This is a genomic window from Halomicrobium sp. IBSBa, from assembly GCF_017612575.1.
Classification (GTDB): Archaea; Halobacteriota; Halobacteria; order Halobacteriales; family Haloarculaceae; genus Halomicrobium.
Window position 1 is genome coordinate 71130 of record NZ_JADPQC010000006.1, and the last position, 23747, is coordinate 94876.

The window sequence follows — 23747 nt, forward strand, 5'->3', positions numbered from 1 at the left end:
TACTTAGAAAACACCAGAACTGGTGTTAGCAGCAGTCGCTTCCAGCGCCGCAGACCTCACCGTACTCGAGACCAATCTCGTCGTTGATCGCTTCGTTGCACTCGATCAGCAGCGACTCGAACTCGTCAGCCGTTACCTCCGATTGCGCCACATCCAGGTCTTCACCGAGCGCTTCAGCGGCGGTCAGAACTTCATCGTCGGAGGCGCTCAACAGCACCCACCCCCAAGAGACTGCGCGAACTCCTGCCTGATTTGTTCGCTGATGACGTCGTTCGTCTCTTCAAGTAGGGCGACGAGTTCCTCTTGTGCTCCTCGGTGCTGTTGGATGGTGTCGTTGTTCGAGATCTCGGATTGTAGCTCCTGTAATTCGCTCATGATCGACGAATCGAACTCGTCCGCCTGCAACTTCTGCTGTTTTTCTTGGTACGCTTCGAGTAGGGACTTTGCCTCCTCGTCGGCCTCGAGTTGTTCGTTCGCGTCCACGAACTGTTGATAGGTCGCTGAGTCGCGGAGCGTCTCGATGAACGCCTGAAGTGACTCCTCGACGGCTGTCGTTTCCGACACAGTTTCGCTCACGACGCCGTCACCTCCGGCTCAGTATCCTCAGTGATGTCGTCCAAGCCGGTTATTTCCTCACCGAACGCGCGCAATGCGTCCAGTCCGACCGGTTCGTCCTGACGCAGCGGAGCGAGCATCATCGGCACGTCGAACCGATCACTGATCTCGCCGAGGTACTCCGCCTGTTGGGCGCGGCGATTCTCGAAGAAGGCGTTGTTGCCGTATTCCTCGGGGAGCAGGTAGTTTGCGACCACCAGCGAGGTCTCGATCCCGACTTGATCTTTGAGGTCTGCGGCGGCCCGGTAGGCTTCCATCATTGGGGTGTACTCGGGGTACATCACGAATGCGAACGTACTCTGTTCAGGGTCCTTCATCGTCTCGATGACCTCGTCGTACTGGTCGCCTTTCGCGGGCGCGGCACCCTTCGTAAGCGAACCCAAATCCATGAAGCCCTTCCAGTCGGAGGGGAGTTCGAGCAGTCGGAGCGTGTGCCCCGTGGGGGCGGTGTCGAAGACGACGACGTCGTAGCCGTCTTCGTCGAAGTAGCTCACGAACTTCTCGAGGGCGGCCATCTCTTCGGCACACGGTGACTCCAGTTCCTCTTCGACGTTTGCGATTGCGGCGTCCACGTCGATCTGAGTGTCCTCTTTGTCCTCGTACATCTCGGTGACGTGGTCGAGGACCTGTGTGCGGTACTCTTCGAGCGCTTTCTCCTGATCGATCCGTGCCGCGTCGAGGTTTGCTTGACCGACCGAGGTCGGCTCGTGGCCGACCGGTTCGCCGAATATATCTTCGAGGTGAGCGGCCGGGTCGGTTGTGACGACGAGCGTTTCGTGGCCAGCTTCGGCGAGCTTCGTCGCCGCCGTCGAAGCGATCGTACTCTTGCCGACACCACCCTTCCCGGTGAAGAAGAGGTACCGTGTCTCGTCACCCGGTTGCAGCTGATCGGCGACTTCCTCGGCGTCAGCCATCGACTCGAAGTCGACCGCAGTCTCGGCGTCTACGTCGGTCGCCGTCCCGACATCGACGGTGGCCTCGTTGCCGTCGTACAGAACGCCGCCGACATCTGCGAGTAGGTCGAGACCGGCAATTTCACCGGGCTGAAGCGGATACGTCGCCATCGCATCGGCGTCGAATTCGGTTTGTGCTCGTTCAATGACTGCCTGTTCGTCCTCGCGTTTCCCCTCGAAGAAGGGGTCCTCACAGACCGACTCGGGGAGGTACCCGTTGACCACGAGGAACTGGGATTCGATGCCCAGTTCACCGAGGTCCGACGCGCTGCGTTCGATCTCTTCGAGTGAGGAATCCTCTGGCTTGCCGACGAACGCGAAGGTCGTCCGTGCTTCATCCTGAAGGGTGTCGATGGCTCGCTCGTACTGGGCCTTCTTGTCCTCCATGGAGGCGGCGGGACCGATACAGGTCGAGCCGCCCTTCTCGAGTTCGGCGTTCCAGTCCGAAGGGAGCTCCATCAGCCGAATCGTGTGGCCGGTCGGCGCCGTGTCGAAGACGACCACATCGTACTCTGGGCTGTCCATGAAGTCGACGAAGTTGTCGAATGCCGCGATTTCTTCGACACACGGGCTGTTGAGTTGTTCTTCGACTGTCTCGATTTGCTCGTCGTCGAGCAGTTGTCGCATCGGCTCGATGGTCTCCTGCCGGTACTCTTCAGCCGCCGTGTCGGGGTCGATCTCGATGGCAGAGAGGTTGTCGATGTCGTTGATCTCGGTTACTTCGTGGCCAATGTCCTGCTCGAAAATGTCCGAGAGGTTCGGGGCTGGATCTGTCGTTACCAACAGTGTCTCGTAGTCGTTATCGGCCAGCCACGTTGCCGTGGCACAGCTAACAGTGCTCTTGCCGACGCCACCCTTCCCGCTGAAGAATACGAACTCTGTATCCTCGTCATTCGGCTCGACAACGTCTTTTGCTGGTGTTTGTGTGGTGGTCATCTACGCTTTTTGTGGATCGGCGGAGTTATCGATAGTTGATGCGAGTTCGTCGTAGGAGAGATACGCCTCTTTGGCGACGATCTCGTCGTCGACGACGGTAATCGGGAGAATCGACGGGCCGTGCTCCTCGACCAGATCAGCGATTTGCTGGGTTTCGAGGAACTGCTCGATGTTGTGTTGCATATTCGCACGGGATACATCGACATCGAACTCCGCTTCGAGTTGGTCGAGGGCGGCACTGACCTCGACGAGTTCGTCGTCCGGATCTGGTCCACAGACGCCTGTGGAACAGCACATCGCTTCTTCGTACAGGGTGAGTTCAGTCATTCGTGTGTTGATAGCGTTTGTTCAATTGAGTTGGCGATACGCCGAATCTAGTTCCTGTCGTGTTCAGGATAATCTGATTCGTCTCGTTTGATTGTTTGTTCAGATGTGTATAAGCGCTTTGGTCGGCGTCCCTACAAGATAACAGTCGCCTGAACAGCCCAATAAGCGTGATTGTGCCCATACCGTAGTTATAGATACTACCCCTCTCAGCGAGACGGTTGCCTGTGCACAAATATGAATGAGGATATTCTAAGCAACCAGACGCGCAATATCGCTTGTACACCCATGACTCAGTACACAACATTTACTTTATCATATGCTCAAATCTATCCTATGTCTTCAACCGAGCGGTTACAGCGATATCTTACAGACGAGCGCGATGGCTGTGGCGATGAAGCGGTGGCCCAACGACTAGATGAGCTTGAAGAGCTAGACGCGGCGGCTGGTGGGCCTGCGCTTGAGGCGGACGTAGGTGTATTGTCCGCCCTTGCCAACGAAACGCGGTACAAGATAGTCCGTATCCTGCACATAGCGGGTGAAGAACTCTGTGTCTGCGAGTTCTCGCCACTTCTCGATGTCAGCGACAGCGCGATTAGTCATGCGCTCTCGCAGCTCACCGACGCTGGACTCGTGACACGTCGGAAAGACGGGAAATGGCGAAAATACCAGACGACTGTGCGGGCCGACGCACTCCTCGTCGCACTCAACGGGTCCCGCAGATGAGGCGGCCCCACGCGAGGCTCCCGGATGGCTCTATTGAGAGATATGGTGGGTCCTATAGTACACATACGAGCGCTAAAGACTGCGACACTGAATCGAGTAACCATGTCTACTGATTCGACAACGTTCGCGTTCGTGTGCGTCCAGAACGCCGGCCGCAGCCAGATGTCGACGGCGTTCGCGGAACGGGAGCGAGAGCGACGTGACCTCGAAGATAGCGTCGAGATTCTCACCGGTGGTACCCACCCAGCCGACAACGTTCACGCGGAAGTCGTCGACGTGATGGGTGAAGAGGGATTCGACCTCTCCGACCGGACGCCGCGTGAAGTCTCGACCGCCGAACTCGAGTCCTGCGACGTCGTTGCGACAATGGGCTGTTCGACGCTCGAACTCGATGCGGAGTCGGTCGATGTCCGCGACTGGGCACTCGACGACCCAGATGGCCAAGATATGGACCAAGTCCGGGAGATTCGAGACGATATCGAACAGCGCGTCGTCGCCCTGTTCGACGAGTTCCATCCCGAAGACTGATCGTCCATATCGGCCATGGACTATTGTCGCCGCCCAGCGAGTGGCAGGAAAAGCGTCTGTGACTGAGTCGACGGCACTGCTCTTCGAGGTTGATAGACTGAGCTATCCCCCGATAGCGACCGCGACGACCTGCTCGACGGTGAAGAGATCGAGGAGTACGGGACGAACGCGACGGACCCGGACACCGACGACGACGGCCTCGACGACGGTGCGGAGATCCGACTCGGCACCGATCCGCTGGTCGCTGACACCGACAGTGACGGCGTCCTAGACGGCAACGAGACGTTCGAGACAGAGACCGAAAACAGTTCGCTGGGCGTCTCGCTGGAGCTGACTGGCGAGGGCGACGTGGCAAACGACACGACCATCGCTCCGCAGAACGACTCGATGTTCGATACTGGCCGCGTCGACAATATGAGCCAGTCCCCGGTCGTGGAACTCACTGCCGACCAGGAGTTCGACTCTGCCAACGTCACGATGGAGTACGACGACACCGGCCTCGAGAACGAATCTCAGGAGGTTGCCATCTTCACCTACGACCCAGAGGCAGGTATCTTCGTTCCGTTGAATTCCACTGTCGACCCCGCAAACGACACCGTCACCGCACAGACGGAGCACTTCTCGACGTTCGCGGTGTACAACATCGAAAACTGGGCCTCAACGTACGATGCGAAGGAACCTGTCCGGGAGACGGGCGATGATGGGGTGACACCAGTCGACGTGGTGATGCTGATGGACGTTTCGGGGTCGATGAAATCTCAGGACCCCGATCGGCTGGCCAAGGACGCGGCGCAGCAATTTACCAGCGGTCTGCTGGACAGAGACCGTGCGGCTGTCGTCTCGTTCGCAAACTCAGGACACGTCGAACAGCCTCTCACGAGTGACTTCACAGCAGTTAATCAGTCAATTCGGAACCTGAAGTACGAGGGTGGCAACGGCGGAACCGACTTCGCGTCGATCGGTGCCGCCAACGAGCACTTCATGGAGCGCAGCAGTCCCGACCGCGGAAAGATCATGATCTTCCTGACCGACGGGAGGTCGCTCTACGCCGACGGGACCGAGAAGGCAGCTGAAGCGGCGGAGAACAACGTCACGATCTACGCGATCGGGTTCGGTGGTGCGAGCAGGAGCCAGTTGGACCCAATCGCGGAACGGACTGGCGGGAACGTCTCTCTGGTCGACAGTGCAGCGGATCTCCCCGAGGTCTTCTCTCGTGTCGCCGAGAACACCACGACGATCAACGACACTGACGGTGACGGGCTCAGTGACGAACGCGAAGTCTCTGGGATCGTTCTCGGTGGCCCGGACGGCGAGGTCGTACGCACCGATCCCACGTCGAACGACACCGACGGAGATGGGCTGTCTGACAGTCGAGAAGTAGGGGAATTCAGGACGGTATCATTTACTTCCAATGGCCAAGAGTACGAAGGATCGTACTTCGATTACACTGCGAATCCCACTACTCCCGATACTGACTTCGATGGTGTCGACGACGGGAAAGAGGTTCACACGCTGGAGACTGATCCACGTGACAGGGAAACAGATAACGATGGTTTGATCGACTACGTCGATCCCGATCCACGCACGCAGAATTTACCTCCAGAATTCGGCTATAGTTCGTGGGATACACCACAAAAACCTCCACTAGTGCCAAACCCAACTACTCTCTTGAAACATACTACAGATGCTATCTCGGTTAACGCTCGGTCCGAAAGTCCTAACTCAACTATCGAGACGATCCGAATCAGGCAGAGAGTTGATCCCGATGTACCATTCACGGGGACCGTCACTGGGTGGAACAACAGAACATACAATGTTACCAGCCAAAATGGCTCAGATGAACCTGTTACCGTCACTACGACCTATGGAGATGTAGTGGGACAGATCGCTCCGGATTACGTCAAGGTGGAGGTGATCGATAGCAACGGCAACTACGCAGCGTACGGCGAAAACACGACAGAGTACAGTCGCTACTTGGCAACTGGTAGCTCAGGTGCGAAGTCCGCGCTCCCCGCGGTTGCCGTCGGCGGGACTGCAGGCGGGACAGCAGCAACTTCAACGGGCACTGGTATAGCGTCTGGTGTCGGTCTTGGAGCAGTCGGAACTGCTGCTGCCGGCGTCGTCGTTGTAGGAGGTGTCGCCGGCGGCACCGTCGTCATCATCGAGACATCTGGATCGGCAGGTGCCGTCCAGCAGAATTTCGAGCGAACCACTCCGTACAGCGAGACGGTCCAACAGTGGGAACTTAGTGAACTCTCCAGTCAGTACGACAGCAGCGGATTGCCGGAAGGACTCGCTTTGCGTGCAGGTGCGACCACTCCGGGTGGAGGATATGGAGCAGAGCACGTCTACGAAACCTCCCCTCTGGAGACGCCCGGTGACGTCGAGTACGTACTCTCCAACGTCGCTGCCACATCAACGTCGGTACGACATCGTCATCGGTGCGAACCTGAACGGCGATGGCCACATCGCACTGTCCATACTGGGCTCGACGATCGTCAGTGCCACCAGCGTCGAGACAATTGAAGATACGATCGAGAGAGAAAAAGAGGACGAACAGAGTGACGAGGAACTCACGGACGAAGAAGAGATCGACGACGCACCGGGAACTGAACAGGACTGGAAGCTCAGCGAGCGCCAGAAACTGTGGATCAGGACTGTCGGTGACTTCGCCCTCGACGTCTACAAGGCGTCCAATATCTACGATCAGTATCTGGATGACGACGATGATGACGAAGATGACAGTGCTCAGTTGGAGACGACGGCCATCGATATGGGCAAAGGACAGAGTACATTGATCAAAGCTCCTGCCGAAGGGCGCGATAAGACGCTTCTCGTGGGCGCCGGCTCAAGCGTGAGTACTTCACGTTGGAATGATCACTACCGAAAGGATTTGACTTCACGACTCCCGACAAACTCTGAGGGGAACTATGTCATTGATCATCTTGTTGTGAGTCACAACCACACTGATCACATCTCGTATGTTGATGAGATAATCAAGAACAACAATATAAAGGTCAAGAATATATATTTCAATGGTATAACCAATGTCGACAGCAATGGTAACACCATTGAGGTGCAAACTGAAATTGATGATAACCTAAATAGAAACACAAACTCCCACATCGCAGGCGAAGGAGACACATTCTCGCTTGGTGAGAGTACGGTTGAGGTTTTTAGTCCCAATGGTTCGGTAGATAATATCGAGAGATCCGCCAATTCAGAGGTTCACGACAGCTATTCTATCGTTCTACACGTACAACATTCGAGCGGTGAGTTGTTGACAACTGGGGATATTCGAGGCTCTGAAGAAGACTATATTGCTAATAGGTACAGCTCTGAGTTAGGAAACGTTGATGTCCTCATGGCAAGCCATCACGGAACAAGTAGTGGTGGGTATAATGTCACAAAAGAGGAAATATTGAAAGTGACTTCGCCTCGGGCAGTGATAATATCTAACAGTAATGAAATGAGATTTTCACCGACTGACCGTTATGCTCCAGACTGTGCTATCTTTGACAGGGTCAGTAGTCACGGTTCAGCACTTTACTGGACTGCTATTCACGGTGATATTCAATTCAATGGAGGATCGTATAGAGGGGCAGACAAAGAGGCCACGTCCGATGCTGAGGAACTCCAAATTGAGTTACCATACCAGTGTGACTGATGGCTGAGGTATAACACCGGCAAATCGGACGACCCAATATATGTCAAAAATAGCCGATAAGTAACTTAGTATTGGCCTTTGTCTAAGCAAATAAATGGCGTTCGTTGAATTCACCTTTACTGCTTGGGAAGAGGAGAATGCGGCTGAAAATTTCGTTCACTTGACTGGAAAGCCCAGTTTTTTCTCACTGGATTTCAACAAAGAGCATCTGCCAAAAAGACGTTCAACCGGAGCAAACTATCACATTGAGGTAACACTGACTTCTGACAGACAGGAAATCAGTAGCGACATCGGACCGAATATAGATGTACATAAATGTAGGGCTGAAGTGCACTCGGTCGTGTTTAGTTAAGCGTGAAAAGTGAGGCGGGAGAATTTCTTGGTGCTCTATGCCAGAAATCACCCGCCTCAGTGGGAGTAGAGAGTGGATTGATTTGGATTTTATGGAGCGTGAGCGGACACCCGAACCGGCGATGGCGCTGGGTATTCAGTCCCATCTTGCGGGACTCTCGCTGTCGAATACCGTCGATTTGCTCGAAGCTCTGGGTGTCCAACGCAGTCGGAAGGCGATCCACGATTGGGTTCAGAAAGCCGATCTACAGCCAGACTCTGGCCGATCTCCGAATCAAGTTGCGGTGGATGAAACAGTGATTCGGATCAACGACGAGCAATTTTGGCTGTACGCCGCCGCAGATCCCGCCACAAACGATCTGCTTCACGTTCGTCTCTTTTCGACTACCACGACTTCCCTCACCGAAATCTTCCTGCGCGAACTCCGGCAGAAACACGATGTCGAAACTGCCGAATTTCTCGTTGATGGCGCTCAACACCTCCAAACTGCGCTACAACGTTCAGGACTGCGATTTCAAATATCTCGCCACGGAAATCGGAATGCTGTCGAACGGATTTTCCGCGAACTGAAGCGCCGAACCTCGTCGTTTTCGAACTGCTTCAGTCACGTCGAACCGGAGACAGCCGAAAATTGGCTCCAAGCCTTCGCCAGCTGGCACAATGCTCCAAACTAAACACGACCGTGCACTCTGAGGAAGGATTTTTACAATTAACTGATCAACACGGGGTCTTTGGGACATTCTCACTTGAACCGTTCAATTATGAACCGGCGGGTGTGCATAGAGCAGGTGTTGATTGGGACCCCGAGAACTGTTATGTGAAGTTGCAAATTAGGCATGATACGGGCGACGAAGTCCGACTTAGCAGTGATCTAAAGGTGGATTATCGTGGCCGAATAACCGGGTCCAAAATGGAGCAACGCTTTACTAACCCAATCCGCAACTGTATCATGTATAAACAAACTGCATTAGTTGTACTTAATCTGAATGAGGAGGGCGTTACCGAGCCCACATGTCATTCCGAGGATGGGGAAAATCTCTTTGCCATCGATCCAAGCGGTGAAATTACGTGGCGTGGCCAAGTCGTTACTCTGGGCGACGAGCAATTTTTGCACCGAATCCACTGGCTCGTCGGCGATCATCTGTTTTCAAAGATGGCTTCTATCGACACCGGAGAGAGGATAGTTGCTGAACTTGATCCGAAGACGGGAAAAATAATGGCAACAGACATCTAAACGGAGACTGCTTCGGTTGTAGTGAATCACCAAACTATGCGCCATATAATGGTTTCACGGCTAGTGTGGTGTTGTGAGCGACACATTCCGGGATGAATTCGTGCACAGTCATCAGATTCTGGAGTTGATCAGTGCGTACACTGAGGAAGCCAAGGAGCGACATGGTGACGCGGAATTCGAAACAGCAGCTGAATACTATACAGCCGCAGGCTACGGTGAGTTGATGCTGTGTAAACAGCTACCAGACCACGCCGACACTGGCGACGTCACACTGCCATCGGCTTCGCCACTCGCCCGGTTAGGATACGGGATGAAACGGCTACTTGCGGCGTGTCTCTGCTATCGGCTAGCTGGACGTCCTGCCCGCTGTCAGAACCTCTCCGAACGTGCACGCCTCACACTCACAGACAACAGCGAGTGGCTATTCACGGAACGACCGAAGGTCGGACTCTGTCACGAGATTCGAGGCGACTTCATGATCGTCGCTGGGAACGAGGATTTCCACGCGGCCTACGATACTGCGGCGTTGCAGTACGAGGACATCGAATCGGACTTCGGCTGGCAGATGGAAGACGGATTCGGGGACTTTACACAGATCGTCGAGGAGTTGGCTGCCGACGTCGGTTACGACCTCCCGGATGACGTGACAGAACTGGTGTATAAAAATTCTCTCGACGAACGAATCGAGTACAAACGCACACACTTTCCGGATATCATCGACCGGGTCATAGCGTCCGGAAACTGGAATTCAGACGTACTCTGACAGTATTCTATAGTCACCAGCACCAAGCAGTCAAGTGTAATCCAGTGGTCCGTGCCACACTACTCCCGACAAGGGTACGAAGCAGAGCACGTCTACAAAACCTCGCCTCTGGAAACCTGATCTAAATTTATATTACCACTGTATGTGGCTATTATAATGTCACTCGCAAAGCTGTCTGGTACTGCGATAATCGAGAAAGAGACTCAGGACGGTTTTTTTGATATTGGGGGGGCCGGGGAGGCGATCAGCCTCGCTCTGACACCAGACTTGTTTCCTGAACAGGGACAATATGTATCTGCTTGGTATTGGGTCACCGTCGAAATTACTGCTGACCCACAACGTTCCAGTGATCATATGGACTCAACGGCAGCTGTTCACGAATTTCGAGCAAAGCAGGTGGCCAATGGTAGGGCCCTCCGTCTCACAAAAGGGCCTAATGACACGATTGGTGGCTCACTGGATATGGAGCCATTTTATCTGTCCTGGACGGACGAAGACGGCGTTGATTGGCTCCCTTCGGAGTGTTTCGTGACGGTGACATTGAACTACGATACCGGAAAGAGCTCTCCACCGGCCGAAGACAATGGAGAGTCCACAGATGAGGTACATCAGGTGACCGCCTTTCCGGAGTTCGATTGCCAGATAGACTATCAAGGCCGGATCGAGGGTCCAGATACTCAATTACGACTCCCCAGTAGAGTCAGAGATATATTGCCGGTCAACGGTGTGCTGGTGATGGTTCTCGATTCCGAGATGGATATGGATATGAGAGACATCCCGAGCCTCAAACCGACCCGGAATCTGCTTGCGATCAAATCCGGTGGCGAGGTCGCCTGGACGGCTCAGTCGAGAACTGACGACACCGGTGTACAGTATACATATCGAAGAATTTGGGTTTACAATGACCGTCTATTCTGCTCTACCGCGGGGCTAAACGAAAGCGCAGGGAAGCCGACAGTAGAAATTGACATAGAATCGGGAGACATTATTGCGACGGATGCTTAAAATCATAATCACAGTTTGGAGCTTCATCGGGTGAATCGCGTTCAATGATTTCGCACTGAGACCACCATGAAGAAGGATATCATTCATAGTGTTCACATTTACTGCTGGAACAAGAAGATCAGAGCTACTGATGTGGCCACCGAAAAGCTGGATGAAATCCTCCGCCCAGGGTCAGCGTTGTCCGACTGGGTCGCGTTCAAACGACGGCGTTTACCAGAAGTTATGAAACAACTGGAAGAGCAGTCTGCCTGGTCGTACGTATTCTGAGTTTACAGTATGTCAGGCCCCAATTCGGAAAGCAATCAATCTCATACTGTAGTGGATAAGTTCTTGATATAAAATCCTCTCCTGATAAATATGATACAGATGGAAGATTTCGCCACGGCAGAGAAAGAAGAGGTCGAAGGGAGATTCGACCTCTCGACAACGGCAGTGCCCCCAATACAAATAGCAAAAGAGTTCTTACCGAGCCGGGGTCGATACCTTCGAGCGTGGTACCGAATCGCAGTCACCATCGACCCTGATTCGGCCAAAGAGAAATCTGAGTTAACTAGTCCCCAAATCGCTATCAAACAGCTTTGGGGAGATGTCTGGAAGAAGAATAACAAGATCTATCTCTACTCTAATCCTGAAAGCGAAGACGTTCGCGGATATCTCAATCTTGAGCCGTTTATGCTCTCGTGGACGCAGGAGAAGGGCATGGAGCGCCTACCAGCAGAGTGCCAAATTACACTTGAGATCGAGTACGACCCCGGCAAAACACTGAATCGGACATCATACAAAGAGGTAGTGAGAGAGGCAGACCCAGAGATTGGGTATAGAACAGAGTTTTCGGAGACTGGGATTACCGTCGATTATAGGGGCCAAATTCAGGGTGGAGACTGGGATCACCGGCTCCCGATGGATATCAAATACGCGTACCCGGTTGACGATGGGTTACTCGTCATGCTCCAGAAGGGGACCGGAGGCGTTATTGATCCAAATATCGAGTGTGTTTTCTCCCAAAATATCTTGAAATTCGACTCGAGAGGTGATATTAAATGGAGGGCCCAACCGACCAAAGGCGACGATGATGAGTATACGCACTATCGCTACCTCTGGCGGTACGACGACCGACTGATGACGAGGACCGCCGCTCAATCATACGTAGAATTAGATCCTGAAACAGGATCAGTCGTTCAAAATATTCCCAGGTACACGGATCAGGAAGAAACGTAAATACGAGTTAGGGTGGAATGCTCAATAGGCTCTACAATCTGTGTCGACTCGCTGTTGTCTCGATATAATACCACTCGGTCGTTATCTCATAACGAGTGTAATCCATGACGAATCCGACCCACCGAAACGAGACGACGGTTGCAATTCCAACTGGTGATCTCACCGTTTCCTGGCAGCTTGAGCTGGGTAACACGATTAGAACCCTCACTGCAGGCGGTGAGCAAATTTACGCGGGTACCAGTAACGGGCTCGTTGCTGTCGAGGACAACGGCACCGAAAGGTGGCGTATCGATGGCAAGGCATCCGGGGCAACCCCAGCTCATTGTGATGAAGTAGTATACGTCCCCATTTGGAGAGAAAACCCTGGCCTTCACGCAGTCGATACACAGACTGGTGAAACGATGTGGCACTATTCGACTGAAAATCCGCGCTCACCCTGTGTAGTAGGGGACACAGTCTACGGTGCCGGAAGGGACTCGGTGTTCGCACTTGATCGCACATCGGGCGAGCAGATTTGGTTGTGTGAGGTATCAGGTAGTGTTGACCTTGCAGTAGCAGATGGTCGAGTTTTTAGCGGATCAGCTGAACTCGAAATGTATGCGATTGATGCAGGTTCTGGCGAACGTCTGTGGACAGCTAACATCGATTCGATGCCAGCTGAGGGCGGTGCTACAGTCGTCGACGGAATACTCTATTCCACCGGCCACGCGGGCCTTGGCCCGGAGCGCCAGACCTACGCAGCTTCGGCTGAAACAGGCGCACTCGAATGGGTGTCGGGTGACATCGGGTCTGACTCCGGAGCACCAGCTGTCGTCGACGGGGTCGTGTACACTGCGGATTGGGGCTTGTCTGCTCTGGATGCTGACTCGGGGGATGTTCTGTGGCAGTACGGGGATGAGACACTATTTAATCCATCACCTTTGATTGTTGACAACACTGTTTTTGTCGGCGGCCGAGATGCTCAAATCCGTGCTGTGAACGCAACCGATGGCACAGAGCGGTGGACCCTCGAAACTGCCGGTGAGGTGAAAGCGCCACCTGTTACTGCCGATGGAACACTCTACGTTGCCGGTGGGAGCCATTTGTACGCTCTTAGTGCAGACGAGTGAACACAGCGTTCAAACGCAACAATGTTCAAAAAAGAGGCCATCGTTCGATATCGTTAAAGAAGCAGACGAAAACGTCAACGTCACTACGACCATGCATCACGGAAGCTCCAGCACCGATTACCTACCACCAGACAACACTGTCGAAATGCACTTTCTTGCATATGCGGAGGATGCAATAGATGAGGGTTGGTATGGTCTAGGGAGTCGGTCATACGGCATTGGGCTCTCAGAGACTCTTTTGCCTGATCGGGGTCGATATGAGGGTGCAAATTATCGTATCACTTTGATTTTCCATGACCTCGAGCAAGGCTTTGAGACCCAGATTGGCTCAACATCGACAACCATCGAGCTTTCCTGCGAAGTGACGAGTACAACAGTTGATTTTCTTGCTGAGGGTAATATGCAGGGATACATCCCGATCCATGAGTTCGAGTCTACTGACAACCATCCGGCGGTTGAATGGGAACCGTCTGACTGTCATGTGGTGCTTCAGTTGGACTACGATCCTGGGATGAGTTGCACACCGTCGCGTCTAGAACAGGACCCGCCGCTAGATCCGAATCTTGATTACACGACACAGCTGACACCAGATATTCAGATAGACTACCGTGGCCGAGTGACGGGTACTGAAACTGAACAGCGATTTCCCAAGGCAATCGATCATTGTCTTCTATTCGATGACCTGGTGATAGTCGGTCTTGATCCAGATTCTGATGGTTTTGATGATCCGTCATTTCAGTACGAGAAGGCACAGAACCTAGTCGCTATCGATTCGACTGGCCAAGTCGCCTGGGTTGCCGAACCAGCCACGAGCTACGAAGGGGACAGAGGGTACTATTATACGCTCTGGCGGATCGATGATTCACTCTTCGCCAAGGTGCGAGGACTCGGAAAGGCGGGTCGAATGACCGTCGAATTGAATCCCGAGACGGGTGAAATAGCTACTACCGACATCTAAGGAGAGTGATTGAATTATGATGGATTCCGACACTAACGGTCCCGTCAGAACACCAACTCTCGAAGAAGTTGGGGGACAACGGGTAGATTCTCTCCATAAATCGAAGTTGATTTAGAAACCGGAAATAGTATCGAGATCATCACGAAATATTCTGAGCTGGAGGATGTTTTGCGAGTTCTTGATACAGGGGCCGCTCTCTCTTACCACGGTAGCCCGATTTTGTATTGACAGGAATCAGGTACAGGCTTAAGGGGGTAACCTGTATTTACCTCCAGATAATGGGTTCGACTCCAGCTGTCTATCTTGCGCCGTGTAGTAATAGCGACGCACAAGAACATCTTGAGCGAACGGTCGTTGAAGGAGTCGAGGCTGAGCAATATGGTCAGTACACGTCCGTGGATTTCGGAGACTCTGTCTCTATTTGGGGCGTCAAAGAAGGAAATCAGTCCCACTGGGATCAACTGACTGCCGGTGACTATCTCTTCTTCTATACCGGAAACGAGGAGTATTCTCAGGTTGCAGAGGTCCTTGCTACTGAGCAAAACGAGGATCTCGCGAACCACCTATGGCCCGGATTTGACGATACCTGGAAGTATATCATCTACCTCAGCTCTCCGATTCCGGTCGAAATAGATTCCAGTGAGGTCGCTGATTACGCCGACTACAACCAGAACTACATCCTCGGTCATCCGTCTTTAGCTAAGAGAACAACCACATGACAGCGGCGGCTTATCGAGGCTACTTTTTGAGAGGAATGAGGAGGAGAAGTCTGTGCACAACCCTCGCTCCTCATCGAGAATTATGCGTCGACTCACTACGCTTTTTCCATCTGAGCTCCTTGAAGAGCACGCCGAGCATTCGTCTTTAGCTAAGACTTACACCTCGGTTGTGTAGCGGTAGCGAGCGTCTCTTGTAAGATCGGTCGTTGTTGGTGTATCTTCTGAGCATCCTCGATCAGCCGCTCCAGCAACGGCGGTGGCGAGTAGCCGAGGAACTCACCGAGTTCGTGAAGGATGAGCTGGGCGTGCGACCGGAAGGTCGCCGCCCAGCGTTCCGGCGGAAACACGATCTCATCGTCGGCCTGCTCGGTGACCAGATCCAACAACTCACGACTCACTAGCAGTGACAGCAACGCCGCGTACAGTAGAATCCTTACGACATCTGGGTTGCTCGTATCAAACTCGTCCAGTTCATACTGCGTCTTCAACTCACGGAACAGCGTTTCTACTTCCCATCGACACCGGTACAGCGTCGCTAGATCTGACGGGAGGAACTCCTCTCTCGGCAGATTCGTTATGTAGAGATGGTAGTCGTCGGCGTCCTCGTTGCGGACGCCGACGACGCGGAATCACTTCGTATCGAGCGACTGCGTCCCGTTGTACGGCCCGCGCTTGAACTCCGCTTCGACCTCTACGTCGATGTATTTCCGCAAGAGGTCATCGACCACATCCTGGATCTGCTCGCCTGCCAAGGGAATGGCGCGCCCGCGCCATTCCCGTAATTCCTCTGTTATCACCGGATTCGCGTTCTGCTTCAACCGGCTGACGAAGTAGCCGTCGTTCTCGTCGATCAACGCGAACCGTCGGTACTTGAAATACGCCAGATCGAACAAAACGAGGCGTCCGTGCAGCCACGATCCCGTCTGGAACAGCGTGCTATCGTGTGTTTTCTCGTCGGTCACGTCGAGGCGTTCGATCGTCTGGTCGGTGGCGTTGTGGAGCAGGTGGAGCTTCGCTCCAGCCTGCTCCTCGTGACGGGCTTGGAACTCATCAGAGAGAAACTCGTACAATCGCAACACGGTTCCATCTGCGATCATCACGTCCCTGAATCGGTCGATATCCGCGTCAACAGCGTCGGGAACAGCGACCTCGTCGAGGCCATGCTCGACGAGGTCGCGGAGGTACTCTGCGAGTGTCGGTGTCAGACGGTGGTAGAAGCCGCCGGGCGAGTTCGTCTCATCGGCTGTCGAGTTGTAGCTTCGCCTGAAGCCAGCGAGTGTTCGGCTCTCGCCTGCGGCGAAGCCGAACACGAGCGCCCACACGAGGACCGGAATCTGGAGCTTCCCCTCTCGCTCGACCACGCCGAGTTCCTCGGCGTGCTCTTCGAGGAACTCGGAGGGAAACAGTGTAGTGAGCCGACGCATAATTCTCGATGAGGAGGCTCTGTTGGACACAGCTATCGCCTCCTCATTCCTCTCGAAAAGAAGCCTCGATAAGCCGCCGCTGTCACGCGGTTCTTCGCTTAGCTAAAGACGGATGTTTGTTACAATGTAGCTACTAAAGAGTTACCAGAAGGCCATATCCCCTCTTAATCCGGATTCCTGATCTCAAAGTCTATTTGTCCCTAACTTGTTGGTGCCAACCATCCGCTTGTTTGTAGAAGTCCAAACTGCGCAGTCGGAGCGTGTAGTTTCCGAATCCTCTGCCTTGTTGAATCCACGGACGGCGTAGCGATCACCACTTGATGGCTTGTTCGAGGTTGTAGACGGCGACGGTGAGCACCAGTTCTTGAAATTCGCGGTACCAGGCGCTCGGCCTGACAGCGGACCCGAATCGGCGCTTGATGGCCGAAAACGCTGTCTCGGCCATCCATCGCTGCCCGTAGAGATCGCTGTCCAACCGTGCGTTGTGTGCGTGATCGTAGTGCGCGAACAACCGGTGTCTGATGACCGGCCGGACGCCTTTGGCGCGGAGTGCGTCCCGCAGCGACTGATCGTCATAGCCTTTATCGCCGGCGAGACTCTCGATTTCGTCGGTATTGCGCAGTGCTACCCGACGGCCCACCTGTGTATCGTGGGGCCAGTGTGCCGAACAGTGGAGGTCGAGGACGGCACACGACTCTGTATCAACGAGGGCCGTCGCTTTCAGCGTCTGTATGTGGCGATCCGACCGGTCGACGTAGTAGCTGGATGCCGCTTCGCGGTCGAAAAACGTCGCATCCATCGCTCCGTGTTCACCGGGATCGCAGCGGGTCGCCGACCGACGGAGCAGTTGCCGCCAGATCTGGGTTGGCACCCGCTCGAAGGACCGCCACAGCGTCGAGGGTGCCGGGAATGCTGAGCGAGCCAACTGCAACAGGCCACGAACGCGATCCATCTCGCTCGCCCAATCGACGATTTCGCGGTACGTCGCGTCCATGTGAATCCGCAAGAAATGCAGCGTCAGGTGTTTCCAATCCGCGAATCCGTTGCCAGCCGGGTCACTCACCACCGCCGTGGGGCTGGCGGCACAGCGCTTTTGAGCCAGCGATGCGGCTTGTTTAACGAAGCGGAAGAGTACTCTAGTCACATTCACTCTTTCCGCTTCGCTTCCACCTTCACAACAGCGCTATCCTGCTGCCGTCATCGGATTCAACAGAGCACTACCGTCTATAATTACGATCCGTCCTCGCTCTCTGACGTTCGATTGATCGGCTACACTGAACCGGAATACGATTATCTGCGGCGAATCGCAGACGCTGTTCAGTCATCGTAATACGGTCGATTACCCCTTTCACGCGTTTCTTGATCGGGTTCGCAGAGACGGCCACATCCATCCATCTAATTGATACTTCATCAGTAGCAGGTCGACGAGATCTACTTCCAATCTAGTCGAGTTCCCGCCAAGTGCCGAAACGTATTTGCCTGAGACGAGACAACGGTTGGTTGAACTCGGGCTTGGTCCCGTCCTTTTCCGTTCGCCCATCGGTTCGCCACCACAGCGGGGGCGTCCTTCGATGGTACTGCTCTGAAATGCGCCGTGCCGGATGCCGCGCCGTTTTGGTGACCACCGATTGGTCCGACGGGACGTGGCTCCCACTCTCTCTATACATGATACACGAAATAGATATCCCCTGTTCGGACTGCGGGACCGCTCTCGTCGAACGAACCGTTGCTATCGACGAGTTGCCGGTTGCGACGAACGTCGGCGGAGAGGTTGCACTCGCCGAATGCCCGGTCTGCGAAGCCAGGTACTACCCCCGCGAGACGCTCACTCGATTGTCGGGTACATCGAACGATCCCCATGCAAGAGGTGACAACTAATCCCTCATGGACGGGTCCTCCGAGTCACCGCCAAATCGTGACGGGGATCAAATCAACCCGTTCCCGGACGGACTGGCCGGCTCGACAGTCCTCCTCGCCGGAACAGTCGAGCCCGCCTCGTACGATGTTGGGCTCCGAGCACTCTCGCGATACGGTACTGACGGTGATACTGCGCTCGTCGTCGCTACTACGGAGAGTGCTGACGAGACAGTTGCGCGGTACGATGCGCTCCTTCCAGACGCAGGTGGGCCGAAACTCGGTCTCGTCGATACGGCTTCCGAGCAAAAGTCCGTCTCGGCGCGGTACGGAGAATATCCAATCGTCTATATTCCGGCACCGAACGACCTCGAGCGACTCGTCATCGGACTGTCCGACCTGACAGGGGATCTGCCCCCATCGAGCGGAACGCGCCATCTTCTCGTTCGTTCCCTCACACCGCTTCTCCAGAGCAGTTCGGTCGAAACCGTGTCCCCGATTCTCGAACGGATCAGCGACCTTCGAACGGAGTCCGGCCTCACACTCTTCTCCATCGATTACACGGCTCACAGCGAGGACATGTTAGAGAAGCTGTCCGAACACGTCGACGGGATACTCTGGGTTACCGAGCAGTCGGGAACGCTGTCATTCGAGTATCATCGGACCGATGGTCGACATAATCGTCCTGCAGGGATCGGTGATCTCGATAACTAAATCTCCCATCGATCTTCCCTCTGATTGGACGAAGCGGAGTATGAATGAACGGGCGAGAGAGCCACTAGCAGTGTTCCAATATCAATCACCCAATGACACGACGTTCATCGTCGCCGTTCAACAACCGGAAGAGATCGACGGCTACCAGCTCCGGCTATCCACCGTCGTCCCAGGGTCGAAGCAGATCAGACACGATTACCCGGTCCAAACGTACGAAACACAAGCGGCGGCGCTCGCGGGGGCTGAAGACTTCATCGAACAACTGTCCACGAGATTCCGTGACGGATCACTCTCCCGAGATTCACCGAGCATCGAAGCGACACAGGCGGCGGTCCGGGATTTTGCCGACCACAGACCGTTCCCTCTGTTCCGTCGCCTCGTACGTATTCTCAGCTGATAAGTCCAGTTTGCGTTCCCGTTACCGGTTCCGCTGAACTATCACGGTGTCCGGACTTCGTCGGCGATTTCCTGTAGTGTCCGGTACTCCGCTTCGGTGTAGCCGATGACGCGGATGTCTTCTAGCGTCTCGGGTTCGTACTCCCAGACAGTTTCACAAACGATCGTTGCTCCCTCTTCGAACGGAAATTCGGCTGCACCGGTTCCCACGATCGGGAGTACTATCGATTCGCAGTCCATTTCGTCGGCAGCTTCGAGTGAATGTCGAGTCGCATCGCGGATGCTCTCCGCCGATGCCCGACCATTACCGTAGTGTGGCATCGCAGCGGCGTGGATGACGTGCTCGGCGTCCAGTTGATACGCGTTCGTGACGGCGACATCACCGAGGTCGATCGGTCCCTTCGAGACGGCCTCCTCATTGATCGGACCACCGGCCGCTCGCCGAAGAGACCCGGCGACACCGCTTCCCATTTCGAGGCTCGTACCGGCAGCGTTCACGAGAGCATCCGCCCGTTCGTCAGCGATATCACCCTTGACGACTCGGAAGTCCATGTAGGTAGGTACACAGTCCACGCGGTAAAATATCAGTCATTTTTAATTGAATTCTGACATACTGGGCACTGCTGCTCACCCTCGTCTTCCTCTAGGTCAGATTCGTTCCCTGTTCACCCGCAAGACGGACACAATGAGATTGCAGAGGCCATATCCCGAATGATGCAGGTAACAGACAGATACGACTGGTGTCAACCTCGCATTATCCCTTCGATCTGACATCATCATATTGAATGGAAATCGAATCGCCATTATCGGGGAAGAACGCATTGGATCCGAAGATATCGGTTGCACTCTCCGCCAGTGGTTCGATATCAGTTGCGTATCGTGAAGAGATGTGTGTTAACGCGAGGCGCTCGACATCGGCTTCAACTGCCAGTTTTGCAGCTTCTCGTACGGTCGAGTGTCGTGTCTGCTGTGCCCGCTCGACGCGATTGTGAGTGAACATCGCGTCGTGGATCAACAGATCGGCGTTCGTGGCGACTGATTCAGTCGATGCTGTTGGTCGTGTGTCACCAGTGTAGACGACTCGTCTGCCCGGACGCGGCGGTCCAACGACCTGTTCGGGATCAATGACAGTCCCATCGTCGAGTTCAACGGGCGTCCCCTGGTGTAGTTGCCGGAACTTCGGTCCGACGGGAACACCCAACTCTTCGGCGCGTTCTCGATCGAAGCGGCCTTTTCGGTCTCGTTCGACAAGAGCATACCCAATCGATCGAGTACGATGATCTGTCTCGAACGTCTGTATCGTGTATTCGTCGTGTTCGAGGGCAGTGTCACCGGGACAGATATTCCGAATCGTGAGGGGATAGCTGGGATCCGTAGCGGTCGCATCAAGGAGTTCTTCGATATCGCCGCGCGTTCCAGCCGGAACGTAGATTGAGAGGGGATCTGTTCGATCGTTAAACTCCATCGTCTGGAGCAGGCCCGGAAGCCCGAGGACGTGGTCTGCGTGCATGTGTGTCAAAAAGATCGCAGAGACACCGAATCCCGTCTCGAAACGCATCATCTGACGCTGCGTGCCCTCACCTACGTCGAAGAGGAAGCGTTCCCCTTCTCGGCGAAGCAAGATCGAACTCGTGTTCCGTTGGATAGTCGGGACTGCTCCGCCAGTTCCGAGAAAGGTCACTTCCATGGAACGGGCTCGTTGGCCGAGAGTGAAAGCGGCTTCGAGAGCGGCTCACGCCGAGCAGGATACTCAATTATCTAAGTGAGAGCCGAACCCAGAGAAGTGTTCTAGATATCCCCAGTAGCATCCAACCGTGTCCTGTTACTGTGGAATTCCGAGGGCGCAACCGGTTTCTGAGTTCGCGAGACTAGCAGACACTGTGGCTCTCGACGATGCACTTTGGGATCGCATGATCCTCGTCGGCGGTAAGGTAACGGGCGTCGAGTGTCCGGATTGCGAGTTCGACGGTCGAATACTGGATATCGACTCACACTCGACGGAAGAAGTCCTTTGTCCGGTGTGCGGAGCGATCATTCTCACCTCGGATCAAAAATCGGAACTTCGCAGAATGGACAAACTCTGAAATCCACGACGGATCGGAAGTTAACACATATATCTGGCACCCGTGTCTTCCTCCATTATATGCAATTCTGTGACGAGTGTGGTTCGCTGATGCACACGGAGGGCGACACGTGGGTGTGTCGTTCCTGTGAGAATGAGGCGTCGCGGGACTCGCACGCAGAAGCGGCGATGACAACCCAGGATGGACAGCGCGACGACGGGGCACCCGCCGTGGCCGACGCGACCCAGGACTCTGGCGAGACGATGCAAGAACCCTGTCCGGCTGAGGACTGCGACAGCGACCGGGCCTCCTCCGAGATGATGCCGAAGCCAGGTGGCTCCTACGAGGTTCGGCTGTTCACCTGCGTCGAGTGCGGTCACAAGTGGCGAGAGTCCTGACGGCGCAGTCGCGACTTCCGCCGTTTAAATATGCACAGACCGCCACAGCAGACTCTCTACTCCCGGGGCGATCAGTCTCAAGTGGAGCCACAGATCGACTCCTGACCGCTCCGACAATGTTCTCGAGGCTCTCAACAACCGCTGTCACAAGAGCCAGCAATGAAAATAAATCCTGGGAGAGTCCCAGAGGTTGCAGTCTTCTAAACATGTCTAGTCCCGTTCCACGGGGTATTTACGTCGGGCCGACCGACTCAAACATAACCGAAACACGTGCTGTCCCCGGGCAGGTCGTCGTATCGGGGGACATCGCCGTCATCAGACGTTCGATCCTCTGGATATCGAGTCAGTCCTGCTCTCCGTGTCACGGCGAACTCCTCGTCGAGTTCTGGGATCGCCCTGATCGGATCAGACACATGGAAATCGAAATCGCAACTATTGGCGGCTACGAGGAAGTCGGACGCCAGATGACAGCCATCCGTGCCGGAGACGACATCGTCGTCTTCGACATGGGCCTGAACCTCTCGAAGGTACTGATTCACGACAACATCCAAACGGAGGGGATGCACTCGCTCGATCTCATCGACATGGGGGCGATCCCGGACGATCGCATCATGTCTGAACTTGAGGGAGACGTAAAGGCCATCGTCCCGACACACGGCCACCTTGACCACATCGGCGCTATCTCGAAACTCGCACACCGCTATGACGCACCAGTTGTCGCGACGCCATTCACGCTCGCATTAGTAGAAGAAGAGATCAACGACGAGAACAAGTTCCACGTGCAGAACGATCTCGTTGAGATGGACGCCGGCGAGACGATGTCCATCGGAGATCGGTGTGAACTGGAGTTCGTCAACGTCACGCACTCGACGATCGACGCGATCAATCCTGTCCTGCACACGCCCGAGGGAGCGATCGTCTACGGGCTGGACAAGCGTATCGATCACACTCCGGTGGTCGGCGACCCCATCGACATGAAGCGGTTCCGGGAGCTCGGTCGCGAGGGCGTTCTCTGTTACATCGAAGACTGCACCAACGCGAACCGGAAAGGGCGCACACCGAGTGAGTCAGTCGCTCGCAGTCAGCTCAGGGACGCCCTGATGAGCATGGAGGACTACGACGGTGGTATCGTCGCGACCACGTTCGCGTCCCACATCGCGAGGGTGTCGTCACTCGTCGAGTTCGCCAGAGAGATCGACCGAGAACCCGTTCTCCTCGGTCGCTCGATGGAACAGTACTCCGGGACGGCAGACCGAATCGATGCGGTCTCGCTTCCTGCCGATCTCGGGATGTACGGTCACCGAAAGTCCGTCGATCGTGCGTTCGAGCGTATCATGAACGAAGGGAAAGAGCAGTACCTGCCCATCGTGACTGGCCATCAAGGAGAACCGCGCGCGATGCTCACCCGGATGGGACGGGGCGAGACGCCCTATGAGCTAGAGAACGGTGATAAGGTCATCTTCTCGGCGGGGATCATCCCGGAGCCGACCAACGAGGGACAGCGCTATCAGGCGGAATCGTTGCTGAAGATGCAGGGCGCGCGTATCTACGACGACATCCACGTTTCCGGACACCTCCGCAAGGAAGGTCACTACCAAATGCTCGACGTACTCCAGCCACACCACATCATTCCGGCCCATCAGGACATCGGTGGATTCTCCGGCTACGTCGACCTGGCGACGGATCAGGGTTACAAGCTCGGTCGCGATCTCCACGTGACCAGTAACGGAAACCGGATTACACTCGTCGAGTAGGGACGTGGCCGAACGGTAACTCGTATCCCGCTTCCCTT

22 protein-coding genes and 2 pseudogenes are annotated in these 23747 nt (G+C 54.9%); 16 read left to right on the top strand and 8 right to left on the bottom strand.

The window, feature by feature from the left end:
- Window positions 1–25: 25 nt before the first annotated feature.
- From hcsS to arsD, 4 genes are read right to left on the bottom strand one after another with little or no spacing between them, the layout of a single operon-like run.
- Window positions 26–217 carry a halo-CC-star protein HcsS gene (gene hcsS / locus IL252_RS14235; RefSeq protein ID WP_208628538.1) on the bottom strand — a complete coding sequence of 64 codons (192 nt, stop codon included), beginning with the start codon at window positions 215–217 and terminating at the stop codon, window positions 26–28.
- Complete coding sequence (gene hcsL / locus IL252_RS14240; RefSeq protein WP_208628539.1) at window positions 208–576, bottom strand: halo-CC-star protein HcsL; 369 nt, start codon at window positions 574–576, stop codon at window positions 208–210. The genes hcsS and hcsL overlap by 10 nt, the downstream gene beginning before the upstream one ends.
- Window positions 573–2504 (bottom strand): arsenical pump-driving ATPase, encoded by a 1932-nt coding sequence (arsA, locus tag IL252_RS14245; RefSeq protein WP_208628540.1) that lies wholly within the window; start codon window positions 2502–2504, stop codon window positions 573–575. Before arsA ends, hcsL begins: the two co-directional genes overlap by 4 nt.
- Entirely contained in the window at window positions 2505–2831 is a 327-nt protein-coding gene (gene arsD, locus IL252_RS14250; RefSeq protein ID WP_208628541.1) for an arsenite efflux transporter metallochaperone ArsD, read from the bottom strand. It lies immediately after the preceding gene.
- Between the two features lie 333 nt (window positions 2832–3164).
- Here arsD and IL252_RS14255 point away from each other — a divergent pair, with 333 nt between their 5' ends.
- The 12 genes and pseudogenes from IL252_RS14255 (at window position 3165) to IL252_RS14305 (ending at window position 15106) form a co-directional block, all read left to right on the top strand.
- Entirely contained in the window at window positions 3165–3554 is a 390-nt protein-coding gene (locus IL252_RS14255; protein WP_208628542.1) for a metalloregulator ArsR/SmtB family transcription factor, read from the top strand.
- A gap of 102 nt (window positions 3555–3656) precedes the next feature.
- Complete coding sequence (locus IL252_RS14260; protein WP_208628543.1) at window positions 3657–4082, top strand: low molecular weight phosphatase family protein; 426 nt, start codon at window positions 3657–3659, stop codon at window positions 4080–4082.
- A 147-nt stretch (window positions 4083–4229) separates the two neighbouring features.
- A pseudogene (locus IL252_RS17630) lies at window positions 4230–5462 on the top strand (VWA domain-containing protein); the annotation flags it as partial.
- A 997-nt stretch (window positions 5463–6459) separates the two neighbouring features.
- A complete protein-coding gene (locus IL252_RS17635; RefSeq protein ID WP_244257218.1) occupies window positions 6460–7749 on the top strand; it encodes a ComEC/Rec2 family competence protein in 1290 nt (429 codons plus the stop codon).
- Between the two features lie 389 nt (window positions 7750–8138).
- Window positions 8139–8774, top strand: a complete 636-nt coding sequence (locus tag IL252_RS14270; protein WP_208628545.1) for an IS6 family transposase — start codon at window positions 8139–8141, stop codon at window positions 8772–8774.
- Window positions 8775–8782: 8 nt separating this feature from the next.
- Complete coding sequence (locus IL252_RS14275; protein ID WP_208628546.1) at window positions 8783–9334, top strand: hypothetical protein; 552 nt, start codon at window positions 8783–8785, stop codon at window positions 9332–9334.
- A gap of 73 nt (window positions 9335–9407) precedes the next feature.
- Window positions 9408–10097, top strand: a complete 690-nt coding sequence (locus IL252_RS14280) for a hypothetical protein (RefSeq protein ID WP_208628547.1) — start codon at window positions 9408–9410, stop codon at window positions 10095–10097.
- Window positions 10098–10253: 156 nt separating this feature from the next.
- Window positions 10254–11102 (top strand): hypothetical protein, encoded by an 849-nt coding sequence (locus IL252_RS14285; protein WP_208628548.1) that lies wholly within the window; start codon window positions 10254–10256, stop codon window positions 11100–11102.
- A 357-nt stretch (window positions 11103–11459) separates the two neighbouring features.
- Window positions 11460–12320 carry a hypothetical protein gene (locus IL252_RS14290; RefSeq protein ID WP_208628549.1) on the top strand — a complete coding sequence of 287 codons (861 nt, stop codon included), beginning with the start codon at window positions 11460–11462 and terminating at the stop codon, window positions 12318–12320.
- Window positions 12321–12424: 104 nt separating this feature from the next.
- Window positions 12425–13429: a PQQ-binding-like beta-propeller repeat protein gene (locus IL252_RS14295; protein WP_208628550.1), complete on the top strand. Its 1005-nt coding sequence runs from the start codon at window positions 12425–12427 to the stop codon at window positions 13427–13429.
- Window positions 13371–14387: a hypothetical protein gene (locus tag IL252_RS14300; RefSeq protein WP_208628551.1), complete on the top strand. Its 1017-nt coding sequence runs from the start codon at window positions 13371–13373 to the stop codon at window positions 14385–14387. The genes IL252_RS14295 and IL252_RS14300 overlap by 59 nt, the downstream gene beginning before the upstream one ends.
- A 278-nt stretch (window positions 14388–14665) precedes the next feature.
- Window positions 14666–15106, top strand: coding sequence for a hypothetical protein (locus tag IL252_RS14305; protein WP_208628552.1), 441 nt, complete (start codon window positions 14666–14668; stop codon window positions 15104–15106).
- Window positions 15107–15255: 149 nt separating this feature from the next.
- Here IL252_RS14305 and IL252_RS14310 read toward each other — a convergent pair.
- A pseudogene (locus tag IL252_RS14310) lies at window positions 15256–16530 on the bottom strand (IS4 family transposase).
- A 310-nt stretch (window positions 16531–16840) separates the two neighbouring features.
- Window positions 16841–17674 carry an IS5 family transposase gene (locus IL252_RS14315; protein WP_208628553.1) on the bottom strand — a complete coding sequence of 278 codons (834 nt, stop codon included), beginning with the start codon at window positions 17672–17674 and terminating at the stop codon, window positions 16841–16843.
- A 740-nt stretch (window positions 17675–18414) separates the two neighbouring features.
- Between IL252_RS14315 and IL252_RS14320 the strand changes: the two genes are divergently transcribed.
- A complete protein-coding gene (locus tag IL252_RS14320; protein WP_208628554.1) occupies window positions 18415–19098 on the top strand; it encodes a hypothetical protein in 684 nt (227 codons plus the stop codon).
- Between the two features lie 40 nt (window positions 19099–19138).
- The gene (locus IL252_RS14325; protein ID WP_208628555.1) at window positions 19139–19495 is read left to right on the top strand and encodes a hypothetical protein; all 357 of its coding nucleotides are present in this window, start codon (window positions 19139–19141) and stop codon (window positions 19493–19495) included.
- Window positions 19496–19536: 41 nt separating this feature from the next.
- Here the strand turns inward: IL252_RS14325 and IL252_RS14330 are convergent, their stop codons facing one another.
- A complete protein-coding gene (locus IL252_RS14330; RefSeq protein WP_208628556.1) occupies window positions 19537–20046 on the bottom strand; it encodes a macro domain-containing protein in 510 nt (169 codons plus the stop codon).
- Between the two features lie 202 nt (window positions 20047–20248).
- The gene (gene rnz / locus IL252_RS14335) at window positions 20249–21181 is read right to left on the bottom strand and encodes a ribonuclease Z (RefSeq protein ID WP_208628557.1); all 933 of its coding nucleotides are present in this window, start codon (window positions 21179–21181) and stop codon (window positions 20249–20251) included.
- A 456-nt stretch (window positions 21182–21637) separates the two neighbouring features.
- Between rnz and IL252_RS14340 the strand changes: the two genes are divergently transcribed.
- Window positions 21638–21955, top strand: coding sequence for an RPA12/RPB9/RPC11 RNA polymerase family protein (locus tag IL252_RS14340; protein WP_208628558.1), 318 nt, complete (start codon window positions 21638–21640; stop codon window positions 21953–21955).
- A 413-nt stretch (window positions 21956–22368) separates the two neighbouring features.
- The gene (locus tag IL252_RS14345; RefSeq protein WP_208628559.1) at window positions 22369–23709 is read left to right on the top strand and encodes an RNase J family beta-CASP ribonuclease; all 1341 of its coding nucleotides are present in this window, start codon (window positions 22369–22371) and stop codon (window positions 23707–23709) included.
- Window positions 23710–23747: the final 38 nt, after the last annotated feature.

What these genes read in the sequence shown, in the direction of transcription:
- arsA (WP_208628540.1), bottom strand. Translation starts at nt 2,504, where the DNA reads ATGACCACCACACAAACACCAGCAAAAGACGTTGTCGAGCCGAATGAC.
- IL252_RS14270 (WP_208628545.1), top strand. Translation starts at nt 8,139, where the DNA reads ATGCCAGAAATCACCCGCCTCAGTGGGAGTAGAGAGTGGATTGATTTG.
- IL252_RS14325 (WP_208628555.1), top strand. Translation starts at nt 19,139, where the DNA reads ATGAATGAACGGGCGAGAGAGCCACTAGCAGTGTTCCAATATCAATCA.
- arsD (WP_208628541.1), bottom strand. Translation starts at nt 2,831, where the DNA reads ATGACTGAACTCACCCTGTACGAAGAAGCGATGTGCTGTTCCACAGGC.
- IL252_RS14330 (WP_208628556.1), bottom strand. Translation starts at nt 20,046, where the DNA reads ATGGACTTCCGAGTCGTCAAGGGTGATATCGCTGACGAACGGGCGGAT.
- IL252_RS14295 (WP_208628550.1), top strand. Translation starts at nt 12,425, where the DNA reads ATGACGAATCCGACCCACCGAAACGAGACGACGGTTGCAATTCCAACT.
- IL252_RS14260 (WP_208628543.1), top strand. Translation starts at nt 3,657, where the DNA reads ATGTCTACTGATTCGACAACGTTCGCGTTCGTGTGCGTCCAGAACGCC.
- IL252_RS14255 (WP_208628542.1), top strand. Translation starts at nt 3,165, where the DNA reads ATGTCTTCAACCGAGCGGTTACAGCGATATCTTACAGACGAGCGCGAT.
- rnz (WP_208628557.1), bottom strand. Translation starts at nt 21,181, where the DNA reads ATGGAAGTGACCTTTCTCGGAACTGGCGGAGCAGTCCCGACTATCCAA.
- IL252_RS14345 (WP_208628559.1), top strand. Translation starts at nt 22,369, where the DNA reads ATGGAAATCGAAATCGCAACTATTGGCGGCTACGAGGAAGTCGGACGC.
- IL252_RS14320 (WP_208628554.1), top strand. Translation starts at nt 18,415, where the DNA reads ATGGACGGGTCCTCCGAGTCACCGCCAAATCGTGACGGGGATCAAATC.
- IL252_RS14305 (WP_208628552.1), top strand. Translation starts at nt 14,666, where the DNA reads ATGGGTTCGACTCCAGCTGTCTATCTTGCGCCGTGTAGTAATAGCGAC.
- IL252_RS14285 (WP_208628548.1), top strand. Translation starts at nt 10,254, where the DNA reads ATGTCACTCGCAAAGCTGTCTGGTACTGCGATAATCGAGAAAGAGACT.
- IL252_RS14340 (WP_208628558.1), top strand. Translation starts at nt 21,638, where the DNA reads ATGCAATTCTGTGACGAGTGTGGTTCGCTGATGCACACGGAGGGCGAC.
- IL252_RS14300 (WP_208628551.1), top strand. Translation starts at nt 13,371, where the DNA reads ATGGAACACTCTACGTTGCCGGTGGGAGCCATTTGTACGCTCTTAGTG.
- IL252_RS14290 (WP_208628549.1), top strand. Translation starts at nt 11,460, where the DNA reads ATGATACAGATGGAAGATTTCGCCACGGCAGAGAAAGAAGAGGTCGAA.